General features: G+C 51.4%; 13 protein-coding genes and 1 tRNA gene. 6 read left to right on the top strand and 8 right to left on the bottom strand.

Going from position 1 to position 16,027, the window contains the following annotated elements; all coding sequences use genetic code 11:
- Positions 1-25 precede the first annotated feature (25 nt).
- Together MJ611_RS03975 and MJ611_RS03970 are read left to right on the top strand one after the other, a co-directional pair.
- Entirely contained in the window at positions 26-412 is a 387-nt protein-coding gene (locus tag MJ611_RS03975) for a T9SS type A sorting domain-containing protein (RefSeq protein WP_250428174.1), read from the top strand.
- Positions 413-545: 133 nt separating this feature from the next.
- Complete coding sequence (locus MJ611_RS03970) at positions 546-1,571, top strand: alkaline phosphatase D family protein (protein WP_250428173.1); 1,026 nt, start codon at positions 546-548, stop codon at positions 1,569-1,571.
- A 330-nt stretch (positions 1,572-1,901) separates the two neighbouring features.
- Here the strand turns inward: MJ611_RS03970 and MJ611_RS03965 are convergent, their stop codons facing one another.
- From MJ611_RS03965 to MJ611_RS03955, 3 genes are all read right to left on the bottom strand, one after another.
- Positions 1,902-2,240, bottom strand: a complete 339-nt coding sequence (locus tag MJ611_RS03965) for a lipoprotein (RefSeq protein ID WP_250428171.1) — start codon at positions 2,238-2,240, stop codon at positions 1,902-1,904.
- Positions 2,241-2,446: 206 nt separating this feature from the next.
- Positions 2,447-2,518: transfer RNA gene (locus MJ611_RS03960), tRNA-Arg, on the bottom strand.
- 107 nt (positions 2,519-2,625) lie between these two features.
- Positions 2,626-3,822 (bottom strand): Pycsar system effector family protein, encoded by a 1,197-nt coding sequence (locus tag MJ611_RS03955; protein WP_250428169.1) that lies wholly within the window; start codon positions 3,820-3,822, stop codon positions 2,626-2,628.
- Positions 3,823-4,238: 416 nt separating this feature from the next.
- Between MJ611_RS03955 and MJ611_RS03950 the strand changes: the two genes are divergently transcribed.
- Both MJ611_RS03950 and MJ611_RS03945 read left to right on the top strand, forming a co-directional pair.
- Positions 4,239-8,048: a BamA/TamA family outer membrane protein gene (locus tag MJ611_RS03950; RefSeq protein WP_250428167.1), complete on the top strand. Its 3,810-nt coding sequence runs from the start codon at positions 4,239-4,241 to the stop codon at positions 8,046-8,048.
- A gap of 85 nt (positions 8,049-8,133) precedes the next feature.
- Positions 8,134-9,183, top strand: a complete 1,050-nt coding sequence (locus MJ611_RS03945; protein ID WP_250428166.1) for a DUF6268 family outer membrane beta-barrel protein — start codon at positions 8,134-8,136, stop codon at positions 9,181-9,183.
- Between the two features lie 91 nt (positions 9,184-9,274).
- Here MJ611_RS03945 and ppk1 read toward each other — a convergent pair whose 3' ends face one another.
- The 5 genes from ppk1 to MJ611_RS03920 form a co-directional block, all read right to left on the bottom strand.
- A complete protein-coding gene (ppk1, locus tag MJ611_RS03940) occupies positions 9,275-11,377 on the bottom strand; it encodes a polyphosphate kinase 1 (RefSeq protein ID WP_250428164.1) in 2,103 nt (700 codons plus the stop codon).
- Complete coding sequence (locus MJ611_RS03935; protein WP_250428162.1) at positions 11,364-11,501, bottom strand: DUF2974 domain-containing protein; 138 nt, start codon at positions 11,499-11,501, stop codon at positions 11,364-11,366. The genes ppk1 and MJ611_RS03935 overlap by 14 nt, the downstream gene beginning before the upstream one ends.
- Positions 11,494-11,988: a SixA phosphatase family protein gene (locus MJ611_RS03930; RefSeq protein ID WP_250428160.1), complete on the bottom strand. Its 495-nt coding sequence runs from the start codon at positions 11,986-11,988 to the stop codon at positions 11,494-11,496. The genes MJ611_RS03935 and MJ611_RS03930 overlap by 8 nt, the downstream gene beginning before the upstream one ends.
- 279 nt (positions 11,989-12,267) lie before the next feature.
- Positions 12,268-13,455, bottom strand: a complete 1,188-nt coding sequence (gene hflX / locus MJ611_RS03925) for a GTPase HflX (protein WP_250428158.1) — start codon at positions 13,453-13,455, stop codon at positions 12,268-12,270.
- Between the two features lie 3 nt (positions 13,456-13,458).
- Positions 13,459-14,154 carry a SirB2 family protein gene (locus MJ611_RS03920; RefSeq protein WP_250428156.1) on the bottom strand — a complete coding sequence of 232 codons (696 nt, stop codon included), beginning with the start codon at positions 14,152-14,154 and terminating at the stop codon, positions 13,459-13,461.
- 81 nt (positions 14,155-14,235) lie between these two features.
- Here MJ611_RS03920 and MJ611_RS03915 point away from each other — a divergent pair, with 81 nt between their 5' ends.
- Positions 14,236-15,423, top strand: a complete 1,188-nt coding sequence (locus MJ611_RS03915) for a glycosyltransferase family 4 protein (protein WP_250428154.1) — start codon at positions 14,236-14,238, stop codon at positions 15,421-15,423.
- 7 nt (positions 15,424-15,430) lie between these two features.
- Complete coding sequence (gene rfbC, locus MJ611_RS03910) at positions 15,431-15,973, top strand: dTDP-4-dehydrorhamnose 3,5-epimerase (protein ID WP_250428153.1); 543 nt, start codon at positions 15,431-15,433, stop codon at positions 15,971-15,973.
- Positions 15,974-16,027: the final 54 nt, after the last annotated feature.

Here is a 16,027-nt window from a genome sequence, read left to right as displayed (position 1 = left end):
AAAGTGTAAGCGTAACTAACTGCATATGAAGCAATTTATACTTTCTTTGATTACCTGTTTGTCAGTGCTCGTGGTGCAGGCACAGGCCCGGGGGCCTGTTGTTGGCCAGGTGGAACAAGCCGAAAAGGCAAAGCCCCAGACCGAAGGACAGGATGATCAGGAAATTTCTATTTACCCAAACCCCAGCAACGGGGTCTTTACCATATCACTTTCTAAGCTCGAGGCAAAAACCGCAGACCTGCGCATCCTGAACGTAATTGGTAACGAGATATACCACGAAACGTTAACCAATACAGATGCCCATTTCTCTACAACCGTAGATCTGAACAAGCTTGCGGTGGCCAAAGGCCTGTACTATGTGAAGCTGGAAACAGATAACTTTAGTGCTGTGAAGCGTGTTGTTATAAAATAAAAATCAGGCTTAAGTAAGCAAATGCGGCAGTTCCTTTCGGGGCTGCCGCATTTGCTGTTTAAACATGGCTGCGTGTCGTGCAACACAAGTTTATGCATATCTTTGCCGCAGAAACAAACCACGTTTATCAAGTATGATCACCCTCCGGCCACTTCGCCTCTTGCTTGGGCTAATGCTGCTACTCAGTGCCTGCCACAAGCCTGCAGCTACCTCCGAAACTGAGTCTCCGCTTACCACCATCGCCTTTGGCTCCTGCAACCGTCAGGATCTGCCGCAGCCGCTGTGGGACGACATCCTCAACAACAAACCGCAGCTGTGGGTGTGGCTGGGCGATAATATCTATGGCGACTCTGATGACATGAACGTGCTGCAGAAGAAGTATGCTGTGGTGCAGCAGCAGCCGGAATACCAGAAACTAGTGGCTACAGCCAAAGTAGTAGGCACCTGGGATGACCATGATTATGGCAGGAACGATGCCGGCAAAGAGTACAGAATGAAGCAGAAGAGTGCCGATCTGTTCTGGAATTTTGTAGGCGAACCGGCAAACAGTCCCCGCCGTAAGCAGCAAGGCGTTTACAGCGCCCATACCTACGGGCCGAAAGACAGGCAGGTAAAAGTGATCATGCTCGACAGCCGGTTTAACCGTGACTCGCTGCTGCGCATTAATAAAATATACCAGGTAAACCAGACAGGCGATGTGCTGGGCGAGGAGCAGTGGAAATGGCTGGAAAACGAACTGCGCAACAGCACGGCAAAAGTGCACATCATCGGCAACGGCATACAGGTGCTGCCCGAAGAACATGCTTTTGAGAAATGGGCCAACTTCCCGGCTGCCCGCAAGCGCCTGCTCAACCTGATCGCCTCTACCAAAGCACAGGGCGTTATCCTGCTCAGCGGCGACCGCCACATTGCCGAGATATCTAGAACAAACTACCCCGGCATCAGCTATCCGTTATACGAGGTTACCAGCAGCGGCCTTACCCATACCTGGACCGGAACCTTTGTGGAGGAGCCAAACCGCTACCGTGTTGGCCCTATGATAGCTAAATTAAATTTTGGTGTGCTGCACTTCGACTGGAGCGGGCCACAGGTAAAAGTGGATATGCAGGTGAAGGGCGATGGCAACGAAACGTACCTGCGCGAGCAAATTCAGTTTTAATCATACCTATTTATACCTAAAAAGACGGCTCAGACGGGCCGTCTTTTTATTTTAATATTTATGAATGATGGCTTAAACCTTAGGCAGTGGTGGAAGTCAAACAGGTAGAATATGCAGCAACAGCTTGCCGGAAACTGCTACAGGCAAAACTTCTGGCAAGTAAAGTTTAAGGTGTGTTTTCATAGTTTGTGATTTGAGAAGCCCGCGGCCCTTGTGTTGGTGGGCTTTTCTGTTTACAGCACCCGTGCAGAAAGTATAGCAGGCTGGCCGGAACGGCAGCTCTGAAAAAGATAGAGTAAGAGTAGATGCTGGTTGGTGGAAGCCGGGAGTTTATTCCGGAAGTATGGCTTTTGAAACAAAGCCGGTAACGGAAGCAGAATCTTTCTGCATTCTTGCCTTTATAAACAGGGCGTTCGTTGTATCGAGTACGTGGATAAGCTGCGAGGTGTCGAAGCTGGCTATTTTTTGAGATTTAAAATCAGGGCTTCTGTAAAAATCGCCGCTCACCAATGATTTTGTAGTGGAGAGAACATCCGAAGGAAGCGGAGCTGCTATACCTGTTTCGCTGGCGACAGTAGCTTCAGACATATCGCTTTCAATGATGCGTTTGTCTTTCTGGCATCCTGTAACGGAGACAAGTATAAGAAGAAGAAATAGAGTTCGCTTCATAAATAAAATTCCCACCCGCAGCTCAAAGGCTGGTACAAGTTAAGCAAAGGTATCCAATTTTATTCAGAATTCGGGTACGATATTCTGCGTTAACAATAAAATAAACCAATATTTGGCTCCGGTACGCACTTTGTTATGTATCGGGCTTTGTAGAGCTAAAAAATAAAATCCCGCTCCTGAGGCAGAGAGCGGGATTTTTATACTTGTGGCCTCGCCCAGAATCGAACTGGGATCAAAAGTTTAGGAAACTCCTATTCTATCCATTGAACTACGAGGCCGGATACTTGCCTGAAATCAGGGCGAATTTAAAGTAAATCCGGCCGTTATACAAGCAATCTGTCAGAATACCGCTGTCTATGCCGGGTACAGCAGCGCTTACATTTTCTTAGTAAGAAACCGTGGCAATCACGAATGCGATTACGGTAAGTACCAGCCCCACCATAAAGATCGAGTAAGAAACACGCAGCAGCTTATACTTGCGGTCCAGCACCTCACCCAGGTAATAAATGTCTGTGATCATGTTGTTGTAAAGCGATTTCTTGTCGCGCATGATCTCGGTCATGCCCCGCTGGAAATCATCAAGCGGTATGCGGGTAAAGTTACCGAAGAAAAGCAGGTTCAGTTTACGGTCTACGAGCTGGTTCTTCTTCTTTTTGGGCGACAGGCTGGTAACTTCCGGCTGCGCCGATATAATGGCAAAAATAACCGACCCCAGCGTGGTAAGCAGCAAAGTGCCGATCGGGATAATGAGCGTACGATGCTGAGCAAACTCAGTACCGATTACAGAAGATTTGGCGCTGAGATACGTGATGATGACCGACATAATGATGGCGTTGAGGCTGATCATCATGTTGGCTTTGTTGTCTGCGATCGCGCTTAGGTTCAGGTGCGTGCGGTAGGTATTGCGGAACATTGTTTCGATACCGCGTTTGGGCTGAGCGAGTGTTTCGCGCTGCTCCTTGCCTTTTTTCTTTTGCTTCTTTTTCTCCTTGCTCAGGCGGTTGTGCTGTTCCTGTATGTTTAGGCCAAGCTGCTCGGCATACTTGTGTTGTGCCTGGCTGGTATAAAAGGAGGTCGAAAGTAAGAAGTCGAGCTGAAACTGCGCCCATTCATGGTCGGTAAAGAACCTGTCCTGGAAGATCTCCCATTCCACGCGCAGCAGCTCGGCGGTCGAAAAGAAAGTAGGCTTGCCGATGTTTGACATGTCAGCATCTACCAGTATTTCCTGCAGCAGGGTTTCTGGCTGGGTGTTATGTTTGGTGGCCCTGATGCAATCGTTGACAAGCCGGATGCGCTCCTCCGGGTAGTTGTGTGCTGCCAGCCATTCGGTTGCGATCAGTACGCTTTCCTCTTCGTGGCCGTCGTAGGTGTTGGTATACCCTGTATCATGAAACCAGGCTGCCAGCGCCAGGTCCTGCAGTTCGGCTTCTTTTAACCGGTGCATCCGGCCCAGTTCCTGTGCCTCGCTGGCCGTCTCGAAAGTATGTTTGTAGTTATGGTAAACCAGTTTCTTGGAAAGCTTTTCTTTGAAAAGCTTGAATACATATTCACTGGCTTGCCGGATGATGTCTTGATCTTCCATGTTAGTTTAGCTTCTGCTCCCGGTTTTGTTGAAGAAACGCTGCACTTGTTTAAGCACCGGCAGCAGGTATAAAGGTATGCTTGAAGTATACAGTCACTTGCGGTTACGGCAAAACGGTTTTTTTGTTAATAAGGCTGTTTTCAGGCCGTCTTTCTCACCTTTTGCCAACCTTGCCCGGGCGCGCCTTTACAGAACAACTAAAAATTGTTTCTTCTCGTTTAGAAACCCAATCCTGCCGCCCTGCGGCGCATCTTTAGTTATATAAGATGAGACCGTGGATAAACACCTACAACGCTCTTTATGCAATACACGGGCGCATTGCTTTTGCGCAACAACATCACATCCTATTCTACAACTGCCATACTTATGCGGCCCTGCCCGCCTGAGGTGGCAGAGCGTCTTACTTTATTACCCTTATGAGAAAAACCTACAATAAGAAGCACTTTTTCCTGAGCCCCTTATTGCTGGCGCTTTGTGGCCTGCTGCTGCATGCCTGTACTGCCGGCAAACCCTACTATGGCAGTCAATCCCTGGATTGGGAGCAGCAAACCCCGAACCCCAATAACAAGCTGCTGTATACTGTATTCCTGATCGGGGACGTAGGGGCACCCGACCTGAAGCAGCAGGAGCCCTCGCTAAAACTGATGCGCTCGCACATGATGGAAGCCGGCGAAAGCAGTGCTACTGTTTTCCTGGGCGACAACGTGTATTACAACGGCCTGCCAGAACCCGACAAGTATGACCGCGACGTTTCGGAAAAGCGCCTGAATGAACAGCTCGACATCATGAAAGGATACCCCGGAGAGAAGTATATGATACCGGGTAACCACGACTGGAACCACAGCGGCCGCGGTGGTCTGCAGGCAGTGATGCGGGAACAGAATTACGTGAACGAGTACCTGACCGAAGAAGGCATTGTGACCGGTGGCGATTTTTACGTGCCCGGCAACGGCTGCCCTGGTCCGTACGAAGTCATGATCAGTGACGACCTGGTGCTGATTGCCATCGACTCGGAGTGGTGGCTGCACCCTTGGGACCGCCCTTACGGAAACAACAGCGCCTGTGGAGCCGCCGACGAAGCCGACTTCCTGATACAGCTCGAAGACCTGGTTGAAAAGCACAGCGGCAGGGACATCCTCATGGTGGCCCACCACCCGCTTAAAAGCCGGGGCGTACACGGTGGCTTTTTCACACTCAAAGACCACATCTTCCCGATGACCCTGCTCCGCGAATGGATCTATCTGCCACTCCCTATTATCGGGTCTATTTACCCTTTTGCCAGGAAGTATGGCGGCATTTTGCAGGATATTCCGCACCCGCGCTACCAGGCCTACATCCAGGGGCTGTACAACATCTTCGAAAAGTATGACAACATTATCTATGCTGCCGGCCACGAGCACGCGCTGGAGTACTTTAAGTATAAAAATGCAGGCCTGATCGTAAGCGGTTCCGGATGCAAAATACAGGACATCAGAGGTGGCGGCGATGCCCATTATGCCCATATGATAAAAGGGTTCTCCAAGGTGTTATACTATGAGAATGGCGAAGTATGGACTGAGTTCTGGGTGCCGGAAGGAGATGGCTCAACGGGTAAAATGACGTTCCGGACGCCGGTATATGCTAAAAAACCGCGCAAGGACCGGCCGCTGGCACAAGACAAAACCAATTATGCCGACAGCACCATCACGCTGGCCGCCAATACCGATTACCTGAGCGGCAGCTTCCGGCGCAAGCTTTTAGGCGACCATTACCGCAAAGAGTGGGCAACCCCGGTAAATGTGCCCGTACTCGACATGAAAAACGAACTGGGTGGGTTAACGCCTTACCAGAAAGGAGGTGGCAAACAGACCGCCTCGCTGAAGGTCCGTACCCCGGAAGCGCGCGAGTATACCCTTCGCAGCGTAAACAAAGACCCGACACTGGCACTGCCCCGATACTTACGCGAAACAGCGGCCCGTGCGTTGCTGCAGGACCAGATCTCGGCGCAGCACCCGTACGCAGCCCTGGCAGTGCCAAAGCTGGCCGATGCCGCCAAAGTATTTCATACCAACCCGCAATTGGTTTACATCCCCAATACGCCATACCTGCGCCAGTACATCGATGAGTTTGGCAACCGGCTGGCTTTTCTGGAAGAGGACCCCGACGAGAACCACGAAGACGTAGCGAGCCTGGGCTTTGCTGAAAACCTTGTTGGTACCGATAAGGTGCTGCGTGAGCTGGAGGAAGACAACGATACCCGTGTAAACGAGCAAGCCTATGCCCGCGCCCGCCTGTTTGATATGCTGATCGGCGACTGGGACCGACACGAGGGGCAGTGGCGCTGGAAAGAAGACAAGGGCGAGAAAAATAAGCTGTATACACCGGTTCCGGAAGACCGTGACATGGCCTTCTTTAAAGCGGATGGTATACTTCCCTGGCTGGCTACCCGCAAGTGGGGGGTGCGCAACATCCAGAACTTCGGTTACGACTACGACGATATTGTAGGCCTTAACCTGAGTGCTCTGAGTGCCGACCGTACCTTTACTTCAAGCGTCACCCGCCAGGACTGGATCCGGATAGCCGAAGACATCAAGGCCAACATGAGTGATGCCATCATCGAAGAGGCAGTGCAGCAGTGGCCGGAAGATATCCGTGCCCTCTCCGGGCCTGAGATCGTAGCCAAGCTTAAATCACGACGCGATAAGCTGCCGCAAGCCGCCGAGCAGTTCTATGAGCATATCTCGAAAATGGTAGATGTGGCAGGCAGTGACAAGTACGAGCGCTTTGTGGTAGAGCGCCTGAACGATGACCAGACAAGGTTAACGGTTTACAAGACTAAAAAAGAAGGCGATATACGCGACACCCTTTACCAGCGTACCTTCTTTACCGTCGAAACCAAAGAACTGCGCCTCTATGGGCTGGGTGGCCAGGATGCCTTTGAAGTAACCGGCGATGTGGACAAAGGCATACTGGTACGCATCATAGGGGGCAACAACGATGACCGCATCACAGATAACTCAAGTGTGTCGGGCCTGAAGCGGCATACCATTGTGTATGATACCAAAGAGGGCAACACCTTTACATTCGGTGGCGAAACCAAAGTAAAGACATCTGACCATCCGGACATAAACTTTTACGACCGTAACAACTACAAGCTGCCGTATGTGGGGCCCCGCCTATCAGCAGAGTATAACGTGGACGACGGTTTGTTCCTGGGTACCGGTGTGCTCCTGCGTACGCAGAAGTTCCGGAAAACACCTTATGCCTCGGAGCATTTGCTGGAAGCAAACTATGCTTTTCTTACCAACTCGTTCAACGTAAACTATACCGGTGATGTGAAGCAGGTAATTAGGGGCTGGAGCCTGGGGCTGAATGCCTTGGTGCAGGGGCCAAAGTATCAGCGCAACTACTATGGCCTGGGCAACAATACGACCCAGTCGCCGGATACCGATGATAGCTTCTACCGGGTACGCTACGAGCGTGTTGGTGCCAGTACCACGCTCAACAACGATATCTCAAGCTTCTTGACTATCGGTATTGGGCCTACTTACGACCGCTTTAATGTTACAAATTCGGGCAAGGAAACCTTCCTGCTGAGCGAAGCACGGGCTGGACGGCTGGAGCCGGGTACGTATGACCTGGAAGAAGATGAGTTTACAACCCAGCACTATGCCGGTATCACGGCCTTTACCACCATGGATGTGATCGGGGGAACCAACGACGTAAACCCGTACATCGGCATGCGCTGGTACAACCGTGTCAGCTTTAACCGCCAGCTGAATGCCGAGAAACTGCGCTACACCAACATAAGCTCAGAGTTCCGGTTCTACCTGACGCCAAACTTCCCGTTCCAGCTTACGTGGGCAGGTCGTTTGGGGGCTTCACACAACTGGGGCGACTTCCGTTTTTACCAGGCCAATACCCTGGGAGGCATGGACAACCTGCGCGGGTACCGAAGAACCCGTTTTGCTGGCCGTAGCGCGTTGTATGGCAATGCCGAGGCACGCCTCCAGCTCTTCGACTTTAACCTGTACCTGACACCGGGCAAGCTGGGCGTGCTGGGGCTAATTGACGCAGGCCGTGTGTACCAGGAAGGTGACGGAAAACAGGCCTTTTTCAGAAGCCTGCACACCGGCATTGGCGGTGGCCTGTGGGCAGACATCATGCAGAAAAATGTGATCTCGGTTACCTATGCCATAGGCGAGGACGAAGAACTGGTGACACTGGATTTTGGCTTCTTTTTTTAAAAACCGTATAACTATACTAAGTGCAGGAGCAGAAAAAACAAGCTCCTGCACTTAACTTTTTCTGATACTATTTACTCCATAAACTATGAAAAAACTATTTACCAGTACATTACTGATTTCTTTGCTGTTGATTGCCTGGCAGGCCACTGCCCAAATGACGGAGTCCGGGCAGGAAGATACCGTTACATATGCCGGCCCGGGCGTAGAGGGGCAACCAAGGCCCCGTGGAATAGTTCTGAAGTATGAGCGCCTCCCCGGCTTCGATATAGATTCCGAGTCTGATGACCCAAGATTAGGAAATGGGGAAGGACGTATCAGGCGCCACAACAAGTTCTCTGTTTCAGCAGGAGCCCCGCTGATAAACAGGCCGCAGACAAAGCTAATCATCGGTTTCAACTACGAATTGGAGGAGTTTAACTTCGAGAATCTCAGCGAAAACTCCTATAGTCTGTACCAATACTTAGAGGACAAGAACCTGAAAAGTATAGGCCTGCAGCTGGCGTACCAGCACTCTATAGACAGTCGCAAATTTTATTTGATACGGGCAAAAGGCGAGCTCAACGGAGATTATACCCGCGACAACATCAATATCTCAGATTACTTTAAAGGAACGGTAGACCTGGCATATGGCTGGTCTTTATCTCCTTATTATTCTATTGGCGTGGGCGTAGAGTACGGTTGGATTTTTGGCAGGCAGCGTATTTACCCTGGTATACTCTACAACCGCACCTTTAACGAGAGGTGGGGAGTAGAAGCTATTTTCCCCGCTGCTGTCAGGGTACGCCGTAATGTTGACGAGAAAACCTATTTGTATGCCGGATACCGCTTAGAAGGGGCTAGCTACGATATTTTTGCAGACAAAACAGAATTGCAGCAGTTCGGAGAGATTGAGCTGCGGCGAACAGATATAAAGGCGCTGCTGCGCATGGAGCGCGAAATCTATGACTTTGTTTGGTTTGCCGTGGAGGGTGGTTTCCGGCAGTACTACCGGAACCGCGTTTTTGAAGATCCAGGCGATAAAGATGAACTGATAGACAATGATCTTGCCGGCGCGGGCTACATTGGTGTAGAGTTATACCTGGTGGCACCACGCAAATGGATGGAAAAAGGCCAGGTCAGAAAGAGACCTTTTTAGTAAACAGCAGCGCAGGATACTGTTTTATTTAGCCGGAAAGTATAAATCAACCAAAGTATAAAGGCCAGCTCTTGTAGCTGGCCTTTATACTTTAATCGCGCTCCGGTTTCATGCCTTTGGGCACCAGGCTGCGGAGATACTCGTAGGTGTCGTACTGCGCGCGCACATGCGGTTGCGACGAAGGCTTGTAGTAACTGTTGTCGATGTTACGGGCCTTAGTATCGTCGGCCAACTGTATGTCGATGATCTTGCGGATCTGCTCCACCAGGTCTAGCTGCAACAGCGGAAAGGCTACTTCCACCCGGCGGTTCAGGTTGCGCGTCATCCAGTCGGCAGAGGCCACGTAATACTTCTCCTCGCCGTTGTTGTGGAAGATGTATACCCGGGCATGCTCCAGGTAGCGGTCCACGATGCTGCGCACGGTAATGTTCTCGCTCAGGCCTTCCACACCAGGTATGAGGCAGCAAATACCCCGTACCAGCAATTGTATCTTCACGCCTGCCTGGCTGGCGTCGTACAGTTTCTTGATCATACGCTCGTCCTGCAGCGCATTCAGCTTCAGGATCATGGACGCAGGAAGTCCTTTTTTCGCGTTCTTGATCTCCCGGTTTACCAGCTCCATGAAACGCTCCCGCATAGAGATCGGGGCTACCAGCAAGTGCTTGAATTTTTTATCCGGATGCTGATCGATGAAGAAGTTGAACACCTGCTCCACATCTTTGGTCAGGCGCGGATCGGCAGTGAACAGGGCATGGTCGCAGTAAATCTTCGACGTATCCTCGTTGTAGTTGCCTGTGCTCAGGTAAGCATAGTTAACCAGTTTGCCTCCTTCGTTGCGCGTGATCAGCCCCAATTTTGAGTGTACTTTCAGATCCGGTACACCGAAGATCACGTTGGCGCCTGCCTTTTGCAGCTTGCCGGCCCAGAAGATGTTCGACTCCTCGTCGAAACGGGCTTTCAGTTCTACCACCACGGTTACCAGCTTTCCGTTCTTGGCCGCCTTTGCCAGCGCTTTGGCAATTTCCGAATCTTCTGCCACACGGTACAGGGTGGCGCTCATGGCCGTAACCGCAGGGTCTTTGGCTGCCTCGTTAAACAGCTTTATCACATAATCAAACGACTGGTACGGGTAGTGCACCAGGTAATCCTGCTTCTGCATGGCTTTGATTATACTTCGTTCCCGCTCCAGTAGCGGGTGCACCAGCGTGGGCTGCGGCGTATACTTCAGGTCGGGCAGGTTAAAATCCGGGAACTGGAAAAAATCACGGAAGTTATGGTACTTGCTGCCCTCCACCAGTTCCTCTTCTGTTATACCGGTGTGCATCATCATCGCATCCAGTAAAGATTGTGGCGCTTCGGGGTCGTAGAGCAGGCGCGCCGGGTAGCCGGTTTCGCGCTTTTTCAGACTCTTCTTGATCTTGGCCATCAGGTTGCCCGATACTTCTTCCTCTATGTCCAGCTCCGCATCCCGCGATACTTTCACGGCGTGCGCCTCGTAGTGGCTATACTTTGGAAACAGCTCCGGCAAACAGAAGCGGATGATGTCGTCTATAAACATCACGTACCGCTGCCCGTCTACGGTGGGCAATTTCACAAAACGGCTGCCGTGCTTCTTCGTGGGGATCTCTATCATCGAGAATTGCTCATCCCTGGCCTCCGCTTCTTTCGGTTCGGACAGGCGCACGCCCAGGTACACGGTCTGGTCTTTCAGGAAGAGGTGCGTTTCGGTATCGTCAAGTATAATAGGCAGCAGCAGCGGCTGTAGTTTCTCCTGGAAGTAGTCCCGCACGAATGTTTCCTGCTCCGGGTTCAGGTCATGCTCGGTAAGCAGGTGGATGTTCTCTTTGCGCAGGTCTTTCAGAATGCCCTCCCGGAACACTTCGCCGAATTCCTGCTGTTGCCGCCTTACTTCCTGAATAACCTGTTCAAAGGTGTCCGATGGATCTTCGGCCAGTTTCTGGCGGGTCTTTTTCTTGAGCTTGATCAGGCGCTTGAGGGTGGCCACGCGCACCTTGAAATATTCGTCGAGGTTGGAAGAGAAAATGGCCAGGAATTTTATCCGCTCGAGCAGGGGCACGCTCTCGTCTTTGGCTTCCTGCAATACCCGGTAGTTGAAGGCAAGCCAGCTCAGCTCCCGGTCTATAAGAGGAGGATTCTTTTTGTGTTTGGTTTCTGATACTTTATCTGATGCCATGGTATACAAGGGTGCCTGCTATGGGGCTTTGGGGGTAAGACTTAATGATGCTTTTGCTCAGGATCGTGCGGTAGCCGGGAAGTATAAATGCCTGGGGGTACAAGCGGGCAATGCCCTTAAGCATAGTTTCCCGGGAAATCAAAAAATAAAAACTCTGCATTGTCGCGGCTGATCTTAGGCCAGCTGTCGCAATCGAAGCGGAGCCCTACCACGCCGGCAGTAGGTATACTGGAGATCGTCTGGGGCGAGAGCATGTTGGCAAACTCGGTAATGGCTTCGTTATGGCCGATGATTATCAGCTCATCAACTTCATCAGGAGCCTCCTGTACGATCTCCATAAGCTCCTGCTTATCGGCACCGTACACACGGTCGTCTACCACGATTTCGTCTGGCTCGTAGCCGATCTCTTTTCCTATAAGCGTTGCTGTGGTAATCGCCCTTACCGCTGGGCTGGATATAATTAGGCCGGGCTTAATTTCGCGGGAGGCCAGTTCCTGCCCGATCAAGGGCGCATCGGCACGGCCGCGTTTGTTCAGAGGGCGGTCATGGTCGCTGAGCTCCTCAAATTTCCAGCTGGATTTGGCATGTCTCAGGATGTATAGTGTCTTCATACGGGTTAGCATCACAACCACTTAAACCGTAACCGGTCGTGTATCGTGGTTTTGTGTCTTTACTGAAAGCACTATAAAATGGTTGTGTCAGAGCCCTGGGGCAACGGGTAATATATTGCCGGAAAGTATGGTATGGCTGATTCGGCGCTGGAGAAGGGCTCTGGTGAAGTATAAAACACAGCTGCATGCGGTTAATTTATACTTGCTGTTACGAACGGGGCAAATAAAAAAGGGAGCTACGTATAGCAGTAGCTCCCTTTTTTATACAGTAGTTATACGTTAAATATTGTTCGGATAGCGCTCGTAATGGATTTCCGCAACCCGTCGCTGCAGCTCCTCGCGTAGTTCCTCGATGTTGAGCTTGTCCTTGGCCGAGATGAACAGGGCAGGGGCGTGCTCTTTGGCCATGTACGTTTCCTTCAGGTCGTCGAGCGACGGGCGCACGTCGGCTCCCTCGTGCTGCAACTCCAGTTCGCGCTGTGCCAGGTACTGGTCTATTTTGTTAAATACCAGCAGCACCGGTTTTTCGGCAGCATTGATATCGATCAGGGTATTGTTCACTACGTCGATGTGCTCTTCGAAAGAGGGATGGGAGATATCTACCACATGCACCAGCAGGTCGGCTTCACGTATCTCGTCCAGCGTGGACTTGAACGACTCGATCAGCTTGGTAGGCAGCTTACGGATAAACCCTACCGTATCGGATAGCAGGAACGGAATGTTGTTGAGCACCACTTTACGTACAGTAGCGTCTACGGTGGCAAACAGCTTGTTTTCGGCAAACACATCCGATTTGGAGAGCAGGTTCATGAGCGTGGATTTGCCCACGTTGGTATACCCAACCAGCGCCACGCGCACAATGCCCGCCCTGGATTTGCGTTGCTCAAAATTCTGCTTCTCAAATTTCTCCAGGCGGTCCCGCAGCAGCGATATCTTGTCGCGCACAATACGGCGGTCCGTCTCGATTTCCGTTTCACCGGGACCTTTCATGCCGATACCACCTTTCTGCTTGGATAAGTGGGTCCAGAGGTTGGTAAGGCGCGGCAGTAAGTACTGGTACTGGGCCATCTCGACCTGTGCGTGCGCCTGTGCTGTTTTGGCGCGTAGGGCGAAGATGTCAAGTATAAGCAAGCTGCGGTCTACGATCTTTACCTGCAGCTCGCGTTCGATGTTGCGCACCTGCGAAGGGCTCAGGTCATCGTCAAAGATCACCATGTCCACATTATGCTCCAGCACAAAAGCTTTGATCTCGTCCAGTTTGCCGCTGCCTACATAAGTACGGGAGTCTGGTTTGTCGAGCTTCTGAACAAAGCGGTTTATGGATTTGGCTCCGGCGGTTTCTGTTAAAAAAGCAAGCTCGTCGAGGTACTCGGCGGTTTGCTCATCTGACTGCCTGTAGCCAGGTACCGCAACCAATACGGCGGTTTCCTGTGGTTTGGCAGTTTCGTAAAATTGCTTTTTACCCATTTATTATTTTTTAAGCGTCATGGTATAGGCTGCGACCTGTTCTATTTCCTGCTCGCTGAGTTGCTGGCCAAAACCCGGCATCATGCCGCGGCCTTTATGGATTACGTCTTTGCGCTGGTTCAGGCTTAGCGTACTTGCTGCCAGGTTTGCGGCGCCACCGAGGCCTTTTTCCCCGTTTGCGCCATGGCAGGTAGCGCATACTTGTACGTAGATCGACTTGCCGTTGGTTAAACTACTTTCGTTTAGCGAAGAGAGGATTTCTCCTTTTGCCTCCTCGGGTTTAGGTTGAGCCGGGCTCGTGGCGTCAGAGCTGATGGCAGCTGGTGCGTCGGCTTTCTGCATGGTCAGGCTGTTGGTTTCGGCCACCCCGTAAACATACAGGAATAGGAAGAGGGCCAGTACTGCCAATGGCTTGTTTTCGCGTTTTAAGCCAATAATGCCCAGCGGAATAGCAGCCAGCACCAGTACAATTTTCACGATCAGCCAGGAGGGCAGGCCACCGGTATAGTTCAGCACCAGCCAGCCGCCTGTTATCAGGATCAGGACACCAAGGATAACGTCAGCCACTTTGGTCTTGGTTCTGACCTTTGCCAGGGCATCGCGCTTGTTCAGGAGCAGCAACACTACTTTAACGGTAAACAGCAGCAGGAAAAGAACAAGAACCAGTACGTGTGCGTGCAGCAATGCTGTAATCGGCATGTAGTTTAGGTATTTGTAAATGATCTGCAGGATACAGGAACAGGCGCAATTTAGCTTAAATTTTGAGATAGCAGCACGAAAATGGCTAACTTACGTGTTTTTACAACCAGAAGCACTGTATCTTTGTCGCCCGGTCAGGGCTTCCCAGCTTATATGCGTATTGCCATCGTAATCAACACTTCCTGGAATATCTACAACTTCCGCATGAGCCTGCTGCAGGCTTTGCTGGCAGAGGGGCATGAGGTAGTGGCAATTGCACCTGAGGACTCTTACTCCCATAAGCTGGTAGAAGCCGGGTGCCGCTTTGTACCGGTGCGGATGGCAAAAGGCACCAACCCGTTTGAAGATGCGCTTCTGACCTGGCGGCTGTTTTATACTTACCGGCAGGTAAGGCCGGATGTGGTGTTGCATTATACCATAAAGCCAAACATTTACGGCTCTCTGGCAGCACACCTGGCGGGCATTCCTTCCATTAACAATGTGTCGGGTCTGGGTACGGTCTTCATTACCAAGGACTATATCTCCAACATTGCCCTGAAACTTTACCGGGCTGCTTTCCGGTATCCGGCTAAGGTATTTTTCCAGAACCAGGATGACCGGAAGCTCTTTTTAAAGCACGGGCTGGTGAAGGCGGCAATCACGGAAGTGCTGCCGGGCTCAGGTATAGATGTGCAGAAGTTTGTGCCTAATGCCACGTTTCAGCGGCACCAGCCTTTCACATTCCTGATGATCGCGCGGGTGCTGTATGACAAGGGCGTAAAAGAATACGTAGAGGCCAGCTGGATGGTAAAGGCCCGTTTTCCGGAAGTACGATGTCAGTTGCTGGGGCGTGTAGACGAGCGCAGCCGGTCTGGCATAAAGCAGCAGCAACTGGAAGAATGGATCGCCACGGGCGCCATCGAGTACCTGGGCAAGACAGACGATGTTACAACCGTTATAGTGCAGGCAGACTGTGTGGTGCTGCCCTCGTACCGCGAAGGAACGCCGCGCACCTTGCTGGAGGCAGCCGCTATGGGCAAACCGCTGATCGCTTCCAACGTGCCGGGTTGCCGGGAGGTAGTTGAGCAAGGCGTTAATGGTTACCTTTGCCGCGTGCGCCACGCCGCCGACCTGGCTGATAAAATGATGCAGCTCCTGCAATTGGAGGATGGGCAGCTGCAGCAGATGGGCCAGGCCAGCCGCAGGATAGCAGAAGAAAAGTTCGACGACCGGTTGGTGATCGCGCGCTACCTGCAGGCAATTAAAGAAGTTACAAAAGACAAAGGATAAGATATAAATGGAGTACAAGACCTACCACATCGAAGGCCTGATAGAATTTTTCCCGCGCGTGTTCCAAGACGACCGGGGCTTTTTCCTGGAAACGTACAGCGAGAAATGGTTTGAGCCCTTTGGCATACATCCTACTTTTGTGCAGGATAACCAGTCGGTATCAAAAAAGGGCGTATTGCGCGGGCTGCATTTCCAAAAGCCGCCGTATGCGCAAGGCAAGCTGGTGCGGGTTACAAAAGGCAGAGCCTTGGATGTGGCTGTAGATTTAAGAGCTGGTTCTCCTACCTACGGACAGCACGTTGCCTGTATGCTGGACGCTGACCAACAGAACATCTTTTACATACCGGAAGGCTTTGCGCATGGCTTTGTAGCGCTGGAAGAAGACACTACCTTCCTTTACAAGTGCACCAACTTCTATCATCAGCCATCGGAAGGCGGCATACTATGGAACGACCCGGCTCTAGGTATAGATTGGGGCGTTACAGACCCGCTGGTATCGCCGAAAGATGAGGTGCTGCCGCTGCTAAAGAATTTTGTTTCGCCGTTTTAATAAAGACGAAGTATTTCAGACACAAGACGCAAGACTTTTAAAGTATAGCTATCA

Origin of the sequence: Pontibacter ruber (genome assembly GCF_023630205.1) — a bacterium.
Taxonomy (GTDB): Bacteria; Bacteroidota; Bacteroidia; order Cytophagales; family Hymenobacteraceae; genus Pontibacter; species Pontibacter ruber.
This window is presented reverse-complemented; position numbering and strand designations above follow the sequence as displayed.

What these genes read in the sequence shown, in the direction of transcription:
- MJ611_RS03930 (WP_250428160.1), bottom strand. Translation starts at nt 11,988, where the DNA reads ATGAAGACACTATACATCCTGAGACATGCCAAATCCAGCTGGAAATTT.
- MJ611_RS03975 (WP_250428174.1), top strand. Translation starts at nt 26, where the DNA reads ATGAAGCAATTTATACTTTCTTTGATTACCTGTTTGTCAGTGCTCGTG.
- MJ611_RS03970 (WP_250428173.1), top strand. Translation starts at nt 546, where the DNA reads ATGATCACCCTCCGGCCACTTCGCCTCTTGCTTGGGCTAATGCTGCTA.
- MJ611_RS03920 (WP_250428156.1), bottom strand. Translation starts at nt 14,154, where the DNA reads ATGCCGATTACAGCATTGCTGCACGCACACGTACTGGTTCTTGTTCTT.
- rfbC (WP_250428153.1), top strand. Translation starts at nt 15,431, where the DNA reads ATGGAGTACAAGACCTACCACATCGAAGGCCTGATAGAATTTTTCCCG.
- MJ611_RS03915 (WP_250428154.1), top strand. Translation starts at nt 14,236, where the DNA reads ATGGCTAACTTACGTGTTTTTACAACCAGAAGCACTGTATCTTTGTCG.
- MJ611_RS03950 (WP_250428167.1), top strand. Translation starts at nt 4,239, where the DNA reads ATGAGAAAAACCTACAATAAGAAGCACTTTTTCCTGAGCCCCTTATTG.
- MJ611_RS03945 (WP_250428166.1), top strand. Translation starts at nt 8,134, where the DNA reads ATGAAAAAACTATTTACCAGTACATTACTGATTTCTTTGCTGTTGATT.
- ppk1 (WP_250428164.1), bottom strand. Translation starts at nt 11,377, where the DNA reads ATGGCATCAGATAAAGTATCAGAAACCAAACACAAAAAGAATCCTCCT.
- MJ611_RS03965 (WP_250428171.1), bottom strand. Translation starts at nt 2,240, where the DNA reads ATGAAGCGAACTCTATTTCTTCTTCTTATACTTGTCTCCGTTACAGGA.
- MJ611_RS03935 (WP_250428162.1), bottom strand. Translation starts at nt 11,501, where the DNA reads ATGCTTAAGGGCATTGCCCGCTTGTACCCCCAGGCATTTATACTTCCC.
- MJ611_RS03955 (WP_250428169.1), bottom strand. Translation starts at nt 3,822, where the DNA reads ATGGAAGATCAAGACATCATCCGGCAAGCCAGTGAATATGTATTCAAG.
- hflX (WP_250428158.1), bottom strand. Translation starts at nt 13,455, where the DNA reads ATGGGTAAAAAGCAATTTTACGAAACTGCCAAACCACAGGAAACCGCC.